The organism is uncultured Aquimarina sp., from assembly GCF_947495315.1.
Classification (GTDB): domain Bacteria; phylum Bacteroidota; class Bacteroidia; order Flavobacteriales; family Flavobacteriaceae; genus Aquimarina.
In genome coordinates this window covers 243,433-258,777 of record NZ_CANLYD010000001.1, presented here as the reverse complement: position 1 = coordinate 258,777, position 15,345 = coordinate 243,433, and the positions used below count along the sequence as shown (strand labels likewise).

Below are 15,345 nucleotides of genomic sequence, written 5' to 3'. Positions count from 1 at the left end.
TTGAAGCTCCTAATTTTTGATCCATGCGTGAGGCGGCTTTTGTGAAGCAAAATAAAGATAAATGGTTAAAATTTGAAAGTGTTCTGCTTAATAATGCACAAATAACTCCAGATGAGCTTTCCAGTTTATATATTGAGATCACTGATCATTTAAGTTACGCGAGAACTTTCTACCCTAATAGCCAAACATTCAGCTACTTAAACGGACTTGCTTCTAACGCACATCAAAAAATCTATAAAACAAAAAAAGAAAAGAAAAATCGATTTTATTCCTTTTGGGTAAAAGAATTTCCTTTAGAGTTTTATAAATATCAGCGACAGCTTCTTATTGCATTTTTAATTTCAGCACTTTTTACTGCTATAGGAGTTTATTCTTCTGCTACGGATGGAGCATTTGTTAGATCTATTCTAGGAGATGGTTATGTGAATATGACATTAGAAAATATTGAGAATGATGATCCCATGGCTGTATATAAGAAAATGGAAGAGACTAATATGTTTCTTGGGATTACTATAAACAACATCAGAGTAGCTTTAAACTGTTTCATATTAGGCATCATGTTAGGAATTGGCACTATTTTTATGCTTATGCAAAACTTTATTATGTTAGGTGCTTTTCAATACTTCTTTTATGAAAAAGGATTACTCTGGGAAAGTGCCAGAACTATTTGGATACACGGAACTATAGAAATTTCGGTTATTATTATTGCAGGATGTGCAGGATTAGTAGTCGGTAATTCTATTTTATTCCCAAAAACATATACACGTCTTACTTCTTTTGTTAGAGGTGTTAAAGCAGGATTAAAAATAGTGATAAGTACAGTTCCTTTCTTTATTATTGCAGGTTTCTTAGAAGGTTTTGTAACTCGACATACAGAAATGCCAGATTGGCTGGCTATTTTTATTATAATGGGATCTTTAAGTTTAATTCTATTCTATTACGTTATATATCCCAGACAATTATATAAAAAATCAATTTTGACAGATGAACAATAATTATATAGAATTTAAAAAGAAGAGAGAACTAGGAGAGATTCTTACAGATGTTTTTGCATTTTTAAGAACTAACATTAAACCACTATTTTCCGTTTTAGTTAAAACATCTGGCATTGTCTTTATTGTAATGCTTCTTGCTATAGGCTATTATACCTACGCATCCTCTCATATTATGGATCCTTTTAATATTGGAGGGAATTCACAAATATTTAATTCTGGAGGAATAATAATAGCTGCATTGGTCATGCTAATGACGGTATTACTTTTTTATGGATTAGTTTTTGGGACTGTTTTGCACTACATAAAAGTATATATTGATAACGTAGGTGTAATTAATCAAGAAACTGTTGTTGATGGTGTAAAAAAGGATTTAGGAAGTATTATAGGACTTGCTATTATTTCATCAATAATGACTATAGTAGGATTTGCATTATGTGTCATACCAGGAATATACTTATATGTGCCTCTAAGTCTTGTTTTTCCTATACTTATTTTTCGTAAATCAGGTGTGTTTGATGCTATTGGTGAAAGTTTTGAATTAGTAAAAAACGAGTGGTGGATCACTTTTGCTACACTGCTTGTTATCGGAATATTATCATACATTATTAGTATGATATTTTCCATCCCGGCAATAATGTATACATTCTTTAAAACATTTACAGCAGCAACAGAAGGATCTTTTTCGGATCCTTCAAGTATGTTTGACTGGGTATTTATTGTATTAAACACAATAGCATCGGTAATACAATATATAATTATATACCTCTTTACCGCAATTTCCAGTGCATTCATTTATTTCAATCTAAATGAAAGAAAACATCATACAGGAACTTTAGAACAGATTGACTCTTTAGGTAAATCCGAATAACTTGAAAATACTACTTTACTTTTTAGTACTAACCGCATCTTTTTCTGTATCCGCAAAGATTCAAGATACCACAACCGTATCTGAACCTCAAGAGATCGTCTATGATCTTGATTCTAGTAAAGAAATTAAAAAGTTTAGTTCTGATAAAATTCAAGAATTATTAAATGATGATGACTTTAATTATACCGAATATGAGGAGCCGGATAATATCTGGACACAGTTTAAAAAATGGCTAAGTCAAATATGGAATAGATTTACACAGTGGTTATTTGGTGTCGGAGAAGTTACAGGATTTTGGGCTATTTTGCTTACCCTTTTACCTTATCTAATCATTGTAGGTGTATTGTTTTTATTGGGATGGTTATTTATGAGAGTAAATCCAAGAGATATGCTATTCGAAAAACAAGAAGCTCCACAAATCATACTTACAGAGGATGAGGATATTATTCAGAATCAAGATATTCAACAATTGATAGAGTTAGCATTAAAAGAGAACAATTATAGACTGGCAATCAGGTATTATTACCTTTCTGTGCTAAAAGAATTATCAGATACCGAATTAATCGACTGGGAATCTCAAAAAACGAATACCGATTATTTAAAAGAACTGAAAGATGACTCTTTAAAAAGCAAGTTTCGGAATATTACTCGATTATATGACTTCATCTGGTATGGAAGTTTTGAAGTTGATGAGAAATCGTTTCATCAAGCGCAACAAAAATTTAAATCAATAACTAATAGCATACCCTCATAATTTGTTAAGTAAAAAGTCTAAAATATTTATCATTATAATCATAGCTGTTATAGGCTTACTTACTTTTCTGGAGGCAAGTGAACCAGAACCTATTAACTGGTTTCCGAGCTATGCTAAGACTGACAAAATCCCTTTAGGAACATTTGTATCTTACTCTATAATGAAAGAGACTTTTGGAGATCGTAGATTAAAAGATATCAACCAACCTCCTTATGAGTTTTTATTGGATAATGATACAGTATCTGGCACCTATTTTTTTGTAAATGGATCTATTGGTTTTGATGATAGTGAATTGAATAGAATATTGAGCTGGGTAGAAAAAGGCAACACCTTATTTGTATCTTCAAAAACTATTAGTAGAAACCTACTAGACACGCTGTTAATCGATACAGATAATCTGATATCGATCGATGACATTTCTACCCAACCAATGGTCGAATTGGTTAATAAAAATCTAAAAGAAGAAAAACCGTATCATTATGATCGCAATATATATAATCCATATTTTAGTGAAATAGATACTGTTAACGCAACAGTTCTTGGAGTTACGCAACTATACAATGATACTTTACAGATTAAAGACCCAAAACTAAATTATATCAAACAATCCTTTGGCGATGGAGAAATACTACTTCATTCTTTTCCTGAAGCTTTTGGAAACTACTTTATGTTAACAGACAAGAATTATGAATACACTCAGAATATGTTATCATATCTAGATCCAACTAAGAAAATTCTCTGGGACAATCATTATAAATCCGGAAAAACATTTTATACATCTCCTTTATTTTTCTTATTACAAAACAGATATCTAAAATGGGCATACTATACCTTAATAATCGGAGCATTGCTTTTCGTTATTTTTGAAGGAAAAAGAAAACAAAGAAGTATCCCAATTATAGAACCTCTTAAAAACCAGACGCTGGCTTTTACCAGAACGATTAGCGCAATGTATTATGAAAAGGAAAAACATAAAGAAATTGTAGAAAAACAAAACCTTCTCTTTTTAGATTATGTTCATCACAATCTTAGAATACAGACAAATACACTGGATGAAAAAACATTGCTAGATATTTCTGCCAGAAGTAATAATGATATAGAAGACACTAAAAATTTATTTAGGTATTTTGAAGAACTCAATCGCAAAAGAGTTATCTCGAAAGAAGAATTAATTCGATTATATGATATGATAAGCGAATTTAAAAATAAATCATAACAATAAAGATATAGAACAATCTCTTACTGAGAATAAATATAATCATATGGAAAACGAAGAGTTACAAAATGATGCTTTAGAAAATACTCCTCAGGAAGCCGAGGGAAATACTGCTCCTATTGATACTCCGCAAGAAGCTACGACGACTACCGAAGATACTTCGGAAAAGATAAACTTTGAGAATCGTATTGATCTTAGTGAGTTACAACACGCGGTAGAAAAGTTAAAAACTGAATTAGCAAAAGTAATTATTGGTCAACAGGATTTTATTGAACTACTTATCGTTTCGCTCTTGTCTAACGGTCACGTACTTATTGAAGGTGTTCCTGGAATTGCCAAAACAGTTACTGCAAAACTATTTGCTAAAACACTGGAAACAGCATTTAACAGAATTCAGTTTACTCCTGATCTAATGCCTAGTGATGTTCTAGGAACTTCTGTACTGAACATGAAAACCAGTGATTTCGAATTTAAGAAAGGTCCCATATTTTCTAATATGGTATTAATTGATGAAATCAACCGTGCTCCTGCAAAAACACAGGCAGCATTGTTTGAGGTTATGGAAGAACGCCAGGTAACCATTGATGGAATACGATATGTTATGGAACCTCCTTTTATGGTATTGGCTACGCAAAATCCAATTGAACAAGAAGGAACCTATGCATTGCCAGAAGCACAACTGGACCGTTTCATATTTAAAATCAAAGTTGACTACCCATCATTACAGGAAGAAGTAGACATTCTGAAAACGCATCACGAAAGAAAAGCCCAAAAGCCATTAGAAATGGTAAATCCTGTGATGACACCGGAAAAACTTGTAGAGTATAAGAAAAAAACTCAGGAAATTATTATAGAAGAAAAGATTCTAGGATACATTGCAGAGATCATTACCAAAACGAGAACACATCCGCATCTTTATTTGGGTGGTTCTCCACGTGCTTCTATTGCGGTCATGAATGCTTCAAAAGCATTTGCTGCGATTAGCGGTAGAGATTTTGTTACTCCAGAAGATATTAAAAAGTCGTTATATCCTGTATTACGTCATCGTATTATACTATCTCCAGAACGCGAAATGGAAGGAATGACTACTGAAAATGTCATTGAAATGATTTTACAATCAGTAGAAATACCACGTTAATTGTGATTAAATTCTATAAATCCTTATATCTAAGTTCTAGAGTATTTTATATACTCGCAATCCTATCGGTACTATTTTTAGTTTCGTATTGGTTTCATGCGGTATATCCATTAGCTTGGTTATTGGTATGGGGATTGCTGATTACTTTTTTGTTCGATATTGTTATTTTGTTCAACACCAGAAATGGTATTGAAGCCAGTAGATTACTTCCAGAAAAATTTTCGAACAGTGACTTTAATGCGATTCCAGTTAGAGTCAAAAACAACTATTCATTTACTACCTACACAGAAATAATTGATGAGATCCCTGTTCAGTTTCAAAAACGTGACTTCTTAAAAACAGGTGTAATTAACCCAAAATCGACCTTAGATTTCGAATATTCATTGCGACCTGTTAAAAGAGGTGAATACATTTTTGGTCATTTACATGTGTATGCTATGACTAAAATCAACTTAGTCAAAAGACGCTATAGTTTTGATAAATCGGCTATGGTAAAAGTATATCCATCTTTTATTCAAATGAAGAAATATGACTTCCTTGCTATCGATAATAAATTAACTCAGTTCGGACTTAAGAAAATCAGACGCATAGGTCATACTATGGAGTTTGAGCAAATCAAAGAATACGTAATTGGCGACGATGTACGAACCATTAACTGGAAGGCTACTGCTAAGCACGGAAATCTGATGATTAATCAATTTCAGGATGAAAAATCACAACCGATTTACTCCATTATTGATGAAAGTCGTGTGATGAAAATGCCTTTCAAAGAACTAAGTTTATTAGATTACGCAATAAATAGTACGCTGGCTTTTTCTAACATAGCACTTAAAAAAAATGACAACGTAGGAATGCTGACTTTTTCTAATACCGTTAGTAATTTTTTACCCGCAAGTAGAAAGAAAACATATATTAATAATGTATCCGAAACTTTATATAATGTCAAAACACAGTTTCTAGATGCTGATTTCGGATTATTATATGCACACGCAAAAAGACAAATAAATCATCGCAGTCTTTTATTGCTATATACCAACTTTGAACATATTTCTGCTTTAAAAAGGCAACTTCCCTATTTACAAGCACTAGCGAAAAAACATCTTTTGGTTGTAATTTTCTTTGAGAATACTGAACTACATCAATTGATAAATCATAACGCAGAGGATTTAGAAGGAATCTATGATCAAACGATTGCGCAGCAATTCGCTTATGATAAAAAAATAATGGTAAAAGAATTACAAAGACATGGGATTCAGACCGTTTTAACATCGCCTGAAGATTTAACGGTAAATACTATCAATAAATATCTGGAGATAAAAGCAAGAGGACTTTTATAATCATAATTTCGGGTTTTAGATTTTAGATTGACGATTTTAATATACAGATCTCTCCAATACTCAAACGCTGATCCAATCAACAACTCACCTACCCAAATACTACCATACTTCCTTACTTAAAAACACTCCTTACTCATCTATTCACATACTAGAATACATTTCATCCCATAAATTCTACAATTGAGTTAGATACTTTATAAATACACATAAGATTTATAGACTTTTGAATCATCAAAACGAAATAATTAAAATCAAAAAACTAAACTCTTATGAAAACTCTAATTTTACTTTTAGCAATGACAGCCGTAAATTTTGTAACCAAAGCACAAGATACTGCGGGAATTACCATCACAGTAACAGTACCTAACGTATCTAACTCTGACGGCGCTGTACTTTTTGGTTTATATGACGAAGCTACTTTTATGAAAGCTGCTCCTATTAAATCAGCAAAAGGTGAAATAACAAATGGGGTAGCTAAAATTACATTTACAGATATCCCTACAGGAGAATATGGAATCTCTTGCGTACACGATGCTAATAATAATGAGAGAATGGATTTTGAAGAAAATGGAATGCCAAAAGAAAGTTATGGAGTATCCAATAATAACATGAGCTATGGACCACCTATGTGGACAGATGCTAAATTCGAAGTAGGTACTGAAGATTTGGAACTAGAAATTAGATTTTAATCAACTAATACATAATCATCAATCAAAAAGAGGGTTTTGCCTATAAAGTAAGGCAAAACCCTTTCTTTGTGTAATAATTTTAAGTATTGTCCTCACAACTTATCTCGCTAGCATCGCGTAATGCTTCCTCTAAATCAGCATCTTCGATAAAAGGACAGCTATCTAATTCGTTTAAATATGTAATCGAAGCTGCTCTAAAAGCTTCGCAATTTTCTACTGTTGGGTTATTAGAATAACGCTCTAATGTATTACTATAATTTTCTATGGCTGATAAAGGGACACAGCCTCCTGTAAGCTCTTCAACAATATCTTCTTCAGAACAAGATGTTAAAAATGTAAATAGGCTTAGTCCTAGCATTAATGTAGTTTTTGTAATTGATTTCATCACTTTCGTTTTTATTATTAAAGTTTTTTCAGTAGTTAGTATGAACAAAAAGAAAGAGGTAAACATTTTCTGTAAAAAACTTCACAAAAGCAGCAGAAAAACTTTAACTACACAATATACTTTAAGTATGTAGATCCAAAAACTATAGGAAGCGTTAGACATCCTTATTTTTTGAAAGAAGTAAAACCAATTAGAACTTACTGAAGTAGGTAGAAAATTAGTACAACGGGCTAGAAATATTACGAATGAGAATGAACGAATTCAGAATATAGTTAATCACAAAAGGATTTATTAGAAATAAATTAAAATTAGGAGTTATCTACTTGATGCTATCTATTTTGTTTAATTCGATGTCTAGTAATATGTAATAATTAGAATATTTTCTAATACATCAAAAAGGCTAATCGATATGAGTTAGCCTTCTTGACACATTAAACTTATAAAGCAATTAGTTATTATTTCTTTATAAGCTTTCCTCTGGCTGAATTATTTGAGTTGTGTGGCTTTAACTCATAAAAATAGGTACCAGATGATAAGGATGAAATCTCTAAATATGTATTATTATTTAACTCTTCTGCTCTTAAGTTTTTAAAAACCTTTGTTTTTTTTCCTAAGCTATCAAATATTGTAAAATCGTAATTAGCATCTCCTTTGTCCAAAAAAGATTCATCTATAGATATCTGTAACCTGTTCCCTGTCGGATTCGGAAATATTTTAATATAAGCGTTAAATCTTTCGAATTCTGAAACACTAAGTACAGAACTCTCTGTTAATGTGTAATAATTATTGATAGCTAGATCAGTCAACCTTTCGATATCTCCAACTGGCCAGGTAATCTCCAGTTCGTCAATTATAGTAGCATCCCCCAACCCAAAGTGAACTGCATAACTATTTTGACTATTATAACCTGAGGAAGCCATTATTTTTCTGGTCTGCCAAACCTCATTACCATCAATCGTTGCTTTAATTCTAACAGTAGCTCCTATTGCTGATTTATTTGATGTCGTACCTATGCAATTAAATTTAACCCAATTATTTCCCGAACCTGTATTTTTAAAGAGCGAGTTTGTCTGGGCTTCATTCAATGTATTTGCCAAAATAACATCTAACCAGCCATCATTATTATAATCGCCAAACGCACAACCAAACGTCCATCCTGTTTGCAAAGCCAATGCACTAGTGGTATCCTGAGTGAAATTGCCTTGACCATCATTTATATATACAAAATTATTTTCCTGACCCGCCAAAAATGCATTGCATACTAATAAATCAAGATCTCCATCATTATCAATATCTGCAAAAGAGGAACCAAACGAAAATCCTCCTCCTGAGGCTATGACAGAAGAGGTTTGTTCGACAAAAGTGCCACCATCATTAATAAATAATTGATTGTTTTGATTGCTATAATTAGCTACAAACAAATCATAGTCCCCATCATTATCAATATCTCCCCACGAACTTCCTCCAGAAGTTCTAAAGTCCTGTACTATCGATAGATCTGTTATTTGCGTAAAACTATTGACTCCATCATTTCTAAAAAGTGAATTTCTGGTATTGTTTTCATTCGTCAGAAATAAATCACAATCCCCGTCATTATCGTAATCTATCCAATCAACTGATCTGGTACGCAAAATTTCGCCAGTAATAGAAAGATTAGTAACTGGTAGAAAACTACCATCTCCTTGATTCTCATAATAACGATTGGCTGTAGCTCCAGCACTATTCGTAAAATAGATATCTAATAATTGATCATTATTAATATCTACCCAGGTAATCATTTCAGAAAATGTAGATGAAATACCAGATACATTACTGGGTTCGTGAGTAAAGGTGCCATCAGCATTATTACGATAAAAATAATTAATACCATTTGGCGAAGATGCCCAAGTTACCATAAATGCATCCAAGTCCCCATCATTATCAGCATCCGCAAAACTAGTTCCATCAGAACTGCTATTATCACTTACAATATCATCTCCTGTAACTGTTGTAAAAGTTCCATCTGTATTGTTGATATATAACATGTTATTCTGTCCACCTGATCTTCCATTTGAGAAAAATATATCATCCCATCCATCATTATTAATATCGACAAAGTTGGCACTTCGCGATGCCGATAGAGTTGTTGTCACGTCTGGTATATTTTGATTTTCAAAAGATTGAGAATTCGAATGATACGTTATATTTAGAAATATAAGGTTAAGTAGTACTATTTTTTTCATGTCTTATGATTTTCCAACAAATTAAAAGATAGTAGAAGCTAGTTTAGCTAAGAATGATATAGACCTAAAAGCCTAAGATATGTTTTTACTATTTTTTGATATTTATGACAAAGGTGGATTTCTTTGTTTCGACTTTAATTGATTCATCAAAACTTTAATAGTGTAATATCCATCACCATGTAATAACATATAAAACGAACCGAAAAGCATCATGATTGCAGGAAATTTATTAAAATAAGGGTCATTTAAATGTACAGCTATAATCGCTATGATAAAGTTGCAAACCATAACCAAAGCAGCATACCTGGTTTTGTAACCAAGAATAAACAACGCACCGCAAATAAACTGTGCGTAGACCGAAATATGAGCAGCTATTAAAGGGAAAGGAAATCCATGACTTTCTAGAAATTCTCTGAATCCTAGCATATCATCCCACGAAAAAATATTATCCTGTACTCCGTATATCAAATGAAATCCTATGGGTAAGCGAATACAAACATCTGCATACTTTTTAATACGATCTAAATTCATTTTAAAAACGTGTTGATTTCTACATATTCTATATCATTCCTGTCTTTATAAAAATCCTTTAAAATGGCTCTATGTGCTCCTCCGATAACTACCAAAACACGATCTTCTGGTTCGATTTCCAAGTCTATATTCGCCATAATATGAAAATTTCGCTCCCACCATTTTGAGACGAATTCTACTCCTATATAAGAAGAATCCGAAATAAACCCCGCTGTATCTACTAAGTATTGATTTTTATTTTTTAAATCTTCTGTTTCTGTATTTTTATAAGTATAATATTCAAGAAGCGTTACATTTTTAAGATATTCAGAGTCTTTTTTGTCATTCTCTTTAATACTTTTTAGAAATTTCTCGAACGTATCAGGATCGTGTTTGCTAGCAAATTCAGATAATCTTTTTAATGGAAGCGGCTTCTTATAATCAATACAATAAATTTTTTTGTGCCCTAATCTTTTTGCTAAACGAAAACCAAGTTGCTCTCTCTCATCTAACCTAAGTTCATAGCCTCCAGAAAGATAATTTGTAAAATGCTCCATTACTTTATCGTTTTCCTTAACAGTATATTCCAGCATTATTTTGGTAGGCTGATACTGAGCCAAAGCGGCTACCAATTTGTTTATCTCCTGCTGTCTTTTATCCGATAAGAAATTATCCGTTTTCATAGAAGAGTAATCTGTTGTAGATCCGAAATGAAAGGTTCCTAAAAATGCTATAGAAGGAGTAGTTGGTTCGGATGCTTTTACTTTATCAGAACCAATTATATCGTTGCAAGAGATATTTACCACTAGTGATAATATCCCAAAAAAAGTAGTATACTTCATCAAAATTTAATACTAATTCAACTTAAACTGTTATTTGCAAAACTAAAAACAGATATTTATCATAAAACAAGATTTGATATTTTTGATTCAAAGGGTGATAAATAAGACATACTTTGACATCAAATAGATTTCTATTTCATAACTTAACCACAGACTAGAAGCTTATATCAAAAATTAAGTAACTCATATCTATATTTTATAATCTTCTTATCAATTCGGTAAAGGATTATATGTTTTATTTTATTTTACAGGTTTTGTTCAATCAGGCTATTTAGTAAATATGAAAGTTTTAATTGCAGATGATGAAGATTTAGCAAGGAAAAGAGTTTTTAGTATTCTTAATAAACTTGATGGTTTGGATCAAATTATAGAATCCAGTTCAGGTAAAGAAACTATTGACCTTATAAGAGAGCAAACACCAGAAATTGTCTTTCTCGATATCCAAATGACTGATATGACCGGTTTTGATGTTATCAAAAAATTAAAAAATGATCTCTTTACCATTCCTCTTATTATTTTTGTAACTGCTTTTGATAATTTTGCTGTAAAGGCCTTTGAAATTCAAGCAGTTGATTTTTTATTAAAACCCTACAAAAAGGAACGCCTAATTGACTCTTTTAACAGGGCTAAACTGAAGCTGAAATCCGAAGAACTTAATGGCTATCGGAATAAAATTAATCATCTACTAAACTTTTTGGATAATAATCAAGTTGATCAAGGTAGAAGTAATAGATATTTGGATAAAATTGTAATTAAAATTGGTAAAAAATATATTTTTATTAATGTAAATGATATTAAATATATTACTTCATCAGCATATTATGCCGAAATTTTTACCAGGAATAAAGAGAAATATATCTATCGAATTTCGATGAGTGAATTAATTGGTAGATTAAATCCGGATAACTTCACAAGGATTAATAGATCTACAATCATCTGTTTAAAAGAAATAAAAGCTGTATTCAGCGAGGGTCTTGGGGATTACAGTATTACCATAAATAGTGGAGAAAGCTTTGTCCTTACAAAAAATTACAAATCCGATTTTTTACGAAAAATGAATATAAAATGAGTATTCGAAAACATTTTTTTTTAAACAAAAAGTTACTTCGGTTTTTGCTTCTATTTTATTTTATGGCCTATGTTATAGACTTTACAGGATCTATTTTAGTAAATTACTGGAGACCAAACCCTGTTGATCAGGACATTGGTAAAACAATAGTAACGTTTATTGTTTATTATATTTATAAATCACTTTTCTTAGGTATAGCCATATATATAACATTACCATTTATATATAAAAGAAAGTATTTTATACAATCCCTAATCTTACACACATTTGCAGCATTTTTATTGTCTTTTTATTCATCCTTCATGGCCATGGTATCCAGCAAACTGATCCATCAGACTACTTCCCCAATAACAATCGAGTCGGTTTGGGTAAGAGGCTTAAGTGGACTTAGTTTTAATTTTTTTGTCTACTTTACTATGCTAGCCATTGTGTATGCCTATTACTATCTTAAAAAACAGACCGATACCGAGTTAAGAGAGCAAAATCTAAAATCGCAGTTACTGGATTCTAAAATAAATGCCTTACAATCACAATTACAACCACATTTTCTGTTTAACACTTTGAATGACATTTCTGCCTTAATGGAAATTAATGTTGAAAAATCCCAAAATGCTATTGCGGATTTAAGTGACTTGCTACGAGATACATTAAATCTAAAAGATATAAAATTGCTTACATTGAAGCAAGAATTGCATTTGTTAAAAAAATATATTCAAATAGAAAAAATACGGTTTGGAGATAAAATTGATTTCAAAATAAACATAGAGGATGATTTGTTAGAGCTTCAGGTTCCTCCTCTGGTTTTACAACCTATTATAGAAAATTCGATAAAGCATGGATTTTCTTTGAAGCATGATAATTTAAAAATCACTTTAAAAGGGTCAAAATCTAAAAATTATTTAATCATAGAAGTATCTAACAACGGTAAGTCACTACCAAAAAACGAGGATATTACTTTTGGTACAGGAATCACCAATATTCTATCCAGAATAGATACCATTTATCAAGGAAATTATCATTTCAGCATGGATAATTTCGAAGGACGGCAAAATAATTCAGGCGTATTAACTACTATAAAACTGCCTATACTTATATCTAATAGCATATAATTTAGTGAGAACTACATTACTTAACCCTTCTATAGATAAAACAAATTTTTATCATTTATTTGATCAATATTATCAATAGCTTTTTTATTTTTGTGTTGCAAAAAAACGACAATGACTATAACACAATTAAGATATGTTCTTGCGGTAGCTGAACACCAGAATTTCACAAAAGCAGCTGAAAAAACTTTTGTTACTCAACCTACCTTAAGTATGCAAATTCAAAAACTAGAAGAAGAGTTAGACATCCTTATTTTTGATCGAAGCAAAAAGCCAATTGAACTAACTGAAGTAGGTAGGAAATTAGTACTACAGGCTAGAAATATTGTGAATGAGAGTGAACGCATCCAGGATATTGTAGACCAGCAAAAAGGTTTTATAGGAGGTGAATTTAAATTAGGAGTGATACCAACGGTGATGCCGACACTATTGCCAATGTTCTTGCATAATTTCATAAAGAAATATCCCAAAGTAAAACTGAAGATTGAAGAGCTGACTACAGAAGCTATTATGGAACGTTTACAAGATGGACATCTAGATGCTGCTATTGCCGCAACACCATTGCAAAATGAAAATATAAAAGAACGGGTATTATATTACGAGCCTTTCGTAGGATATATTCCTCCTAGTCACAGATTAAATCAAAAGAATAAAATTGATGTTTCTGATCTCGATATAGATGACATGCTATTACTAGAAGACGGGCACTGCTTCAGAGATGGGATTGTTAACCTTTGTAAAACTCAAAAAAGCTATGATGATGATCACTTTCAGTTAGAAAGTGGAAGTTTCGAAACGTTAGTTAAGTTATCTAATGAAGGACTCGGTATGACACTATTACCTTATCTCCATACACTAGATATTAATGAAAAAGAGAAAAGAAACTTACATCATTTCAATGAACCATCTCCAGCTAGAGAAGTAAGTCTTATTTATCATAAAAGTGAATTAAAAATGCAAATAATAGAAGCACTACATACTACAATTGCAGGAGTAGTAAAAGGCGCAATTACTTTTCAGAATGTACAAATTATAAGCCCTTTATCTAAAATAAAAAGCGACTAAAAAGTCGCTTTTATATTTATGATTTTAAATAAATTAAACAAGGTTCTAACTCTGGTTTGTTTAGTGCTAAAGATTGAATCCAAAGTTTTAATTCTTCAATCTCGTGTGGAAGTAATCTGTTTAGTGCTTTAATTACCTCTTTTGTAAATAGATTTACATCAAAACTAACTTTTTTTAGTACAGTCTTAGTGTAATCAAACATTGCTCTCGCCATAAATTAATAGGGGTTTAAAATGTTAGGTTTAATACAAGTAATTGTAGGATTATACTTACTATTTTAAAGTTGTTGAATCTAATATAGTCAAATAAAACCAAAAAACTGTCTTTTAACCCTTATTTAACTTTATTAAAAACTATTATCACCATCCAAAATATCGCCTAACCCACCTAAAATACTACCTTCTCCCCTACTTTTACCACCACCTCTAGGAGCCAAAGCTAATACTCGATTAGCCAATCTACTAAATGGTAATGATTGTATATACACCACTCCAGGTCCTGTTAGGTTTGCAAAAAACAATCCTTCTCCTCCAAAAATGGTGTTTTTAATCCCTCCTACAAACTCTATATCATAATTAACACCTTTAGAGAATCCAATAATACATCCTGTATCTATTTTTAATTTTTCTCCTATTTGTAATTCTTTTCTTGCGGTGGTTCCTCCTGCATGCACAAAGGCCATACCGTCTCCTTCGAGCTTTTGCATAATAAACCCTTCTCCCCCAAATAAACCTCTTCCTAATTTTCTGGAAAACTCTATTCCAACAGAAACACCCTTTGCAGCACATAGAAAAGCATCTTTTTGGCAAATAAATTTTCCTCCATATTCGGTTAGATCTATCGGAATAATTTTTCCTGGATATGGAGATGCAAAACTTACTTTCTTTTTACCTATTACTTCATTATAAAAAGCAGTCATAAATAAACTCTCGCCCGTAAGTAACCTCTTTCCTGCTCCAAAAATCTTGCCCATGAATCCTTGATCTTTCTGTGAGCCATCTCCAAAAATGGTATCCATCTTAATACCATCATCCATCATCATAAAACTTCCCGCCTCGGCAATTACTCCTTCTTGAGGATCCAATTCTATTTCTACATATTGCATTTCTTCCCCATAAATGGTATAGTCTATTTCGTGTGCTGTCATGT

16 protein-coding genes are annotated in these 15,345 nt (G+C 31.7%); 10 read left to right on the top strand and 6 right to left on the bottom strand.

Annotated features, from left to right (window positions below; all coding sequences use genetic code 11):
- The first annotated feature begins 23 nt into the window (after nt 1-23).
- The 7 genes from Q0910_RS01140 to Q0910_RS01110 all read left to right on the top strand — a co-directional run bounded on the left by Q0910_RS01140 (nt 24) and on the right by Q0910_RS01110 (nt 6,997).
- Nucleotides 24-995 carry a stage II sporulation protein M gene (locus tag Q0910_RS01140; RefSeq protein ID WP_299211409.1) on the top strand — a complete coding sequence of 324 codons (972 nt, stop codon included), beginning with the start codon at nt 24-26 and terminating at the stop codon, nt 993-995.
- Entirely contained in the window at nt 985-1,863 is an 879-nt protein-coding gene (locus Q0910_RS01135; RefSeq protein ID WP_299211407.1) for a hypothetical protein, read from the top strand. The genes Q0910_RS01140 and Q0910_RS01135 overlap by 11 nt, the downstream gene beginning before the upstream one ends.
- 1 nt (nt 1,864) lies before the next feature.
- Nucleotides 1,865-2,617 carry a DUF4129 domain-containing protein gene (locus Q0910_RS01130; protein ID WP_299211404.1) on the top strand — a complete coding sequence of 251 codons (753 nt, stop codon included), beginning with the start codon at nt 1,865-1,867 and terminating at the stop codon, nt 2,615-2,617.
- A gap of 1 nt (nt 2,618) precedes the next feature.
- On the top strand, nt 2,619-3,833 hold the full coding sequence (locus tag Q0910_RS01125; RefSeq protein WP_299211402.1) for a DUF4350 domain-containing protein: 1,215 nt from the start codon (nt 2,619-2,621) through the stop codon (nt 3,831-3,833).
- A gap of 46 nt (nt 3,834-3,879) precedes the next feature.
- Nucleotides 3,880-4,971: a MoxR family ATPase gene (locus Q0910_RS01120; RefSeq protein WP_299211399.1), complete on the top strand. Its 1,092-nt coding sequence runs from the start codon at nt 3,880-3,882 to the stop codon at nt 4,969-4,971.
- A 5-nt stretch (nt 4,972-4,976) separates the two neighbouring features.
- Nucleotides 4,977-6,308, top strand: coding sequence for a DUF58 domain-containing protein (locus Q0910_RS01115; protein WP_299212670.1), 1,332 nt, complete (start codon nt 4,977-4,979; stop codon nt 6,306-6,308).
- Between the two features lie 269 nt (nt 6,309-6,577).
- The gene (locus tag Q0910_RS01110) at nt 6,578-6,997 is read left to right on the top strand and encodes a DUF2141 domain-containing protein (RefSeq protein ID WP_299211396.1); all 420 of its coding nucleotides are present in this window, start codon (nt 6,578-6,580) and stop codon (nt 6,995-6,997) included.
- Between the two features lie 79 nt (nt 6,998-7,076).
- On the opposite strand, the gene Q0910_RS01105 is transcribed toward Q0910_RS01110, so the two are convergent.
- The 4 genes from Q0910_RS01105 to Q0910_RS01090 all read right to left on the bottom strand — a co-directional run bounded on the left by Q0910_RS01105 (nt 7,077) and on the right by Q0910_RS01090 (nt 10,956).
- On the bottom strand, nt 7,077-7,382 hold the full coding sequence (locus Q0910_RS01105; protein ID WP_299211394.1) for a hypothetical protein: 306 nt from the start codon (nt 7,380-7,382) through the stop codon (nt 7,077-7,079).
- A gap of 455 nt (nt 7,383-7,837) precedes the next feature.
- Entirely contained in the window at nt 7,838-9,604 is a 1,767-nt protein-coding gene (locus Q0910_RS01100; RefSeq protein ID WP_299211391.1) for an FG-GAP-like repeat-containing protein, read from the bottom strand.
- A 102-nt stretch (nt 9,605-9,706) separates the two neighbouring features.
- Nucleotides 9,707-10,135, bottom strand: coding sequence for a DoxX family protein (locus Q0910_RS01095; RefSeq protein ID WP_299211388.1), 429 nt, complete (start codon nt 10,133-10,135; stop codon nt 9,707-9,709).
- Nucleotides 10,132-10,956, bottom strand: coding sequence for a DUF5694 domain-containing protein (locus Q0910_RS01090; protein ID WP_299211385.1), 825 nt, complete (start codon nt 10,954-10,956; stop codon nt 10,132-10,134). The genes Q0910_RS01095 and Q0910_RS01090 overlap by 4 nt, the downstream gene beginning before the upstream one ends.
- 280 nt (nt 10,957-11,236) lie before the next feature.
- On the opposite strand from Q0910_RS01090, the gene Q0910_RS01085 reads away from it, so the two are divergent.
- From Q0910_RS01085 to Q0910_RS01075, 3 genes are all read left to right on the top strand, one after another.
- A complete protein-coding gene (locus Q0910_RS01085; protein WP_299211382.1) occupies nt 11,237-12,025 on the top strand; it encodes a LytTR family DNA-binding domain-containing protein in 789 nt (262 codons plus the stop codon).
- A 62-nt stretch (nt 12,026-12,087) separates the two neighbouring features.
- Nucleotides 12,088-13,134: a histidine kinase gene (locus Q0910_RS01080; protein WP_299211379.1), complete on the top strand. Its 1,047-nt coding sequence runs from the start codon at nt 12,088-12,090 to the stop codon at nt 13,132-13,134.
- 111 nt (nt 13,135-13,245) lie between these two features.
- Nucleotides 13,246-14,196 (top strand): LysR substrate-binding domain-containing protein, encoded by a 951-nt coding sequence (locus Q0910_RS01075; protein WP_299211375.1) that lies wholly within the window; start codon nt 13,246-13,248, stop codon nt 14,194-14,196.
- A gap of 16 nt (nt 14,197-14,212) precedes the next feature.
- Here Q0910_RS01075 and Q0910_RS01070 read toward each other — a convergent pair whose 3' ends face one another.
- Together Q0910_RS01070 and Q0910_RS01065 are read right to left on the bottom strand one after the other, a co-directional pair.
- Entirely contained in the window at nt 14,213-14,410 is a 198-nt protein-coding gene (locus tag Q0910_RS01070; protein WP_027392192.1) for a hypothetical protein, read from the bottom strand.
- Nucleotides 14,411-14,542: 132 nt separating this feature from the next.
- Nucleotides 14,543-15,343, bottom strand: coding sequence for a TIGR00266 family protein (locus Q0910_RS01065; RefSeq protein WP_299211372.1), 801 nt, complete (start codon nt 15,341-15,343; stop codon nt 14,543-14,545).
- Nucleotides 15,344-15,345 lie beyond the last annotated feature (2 nt).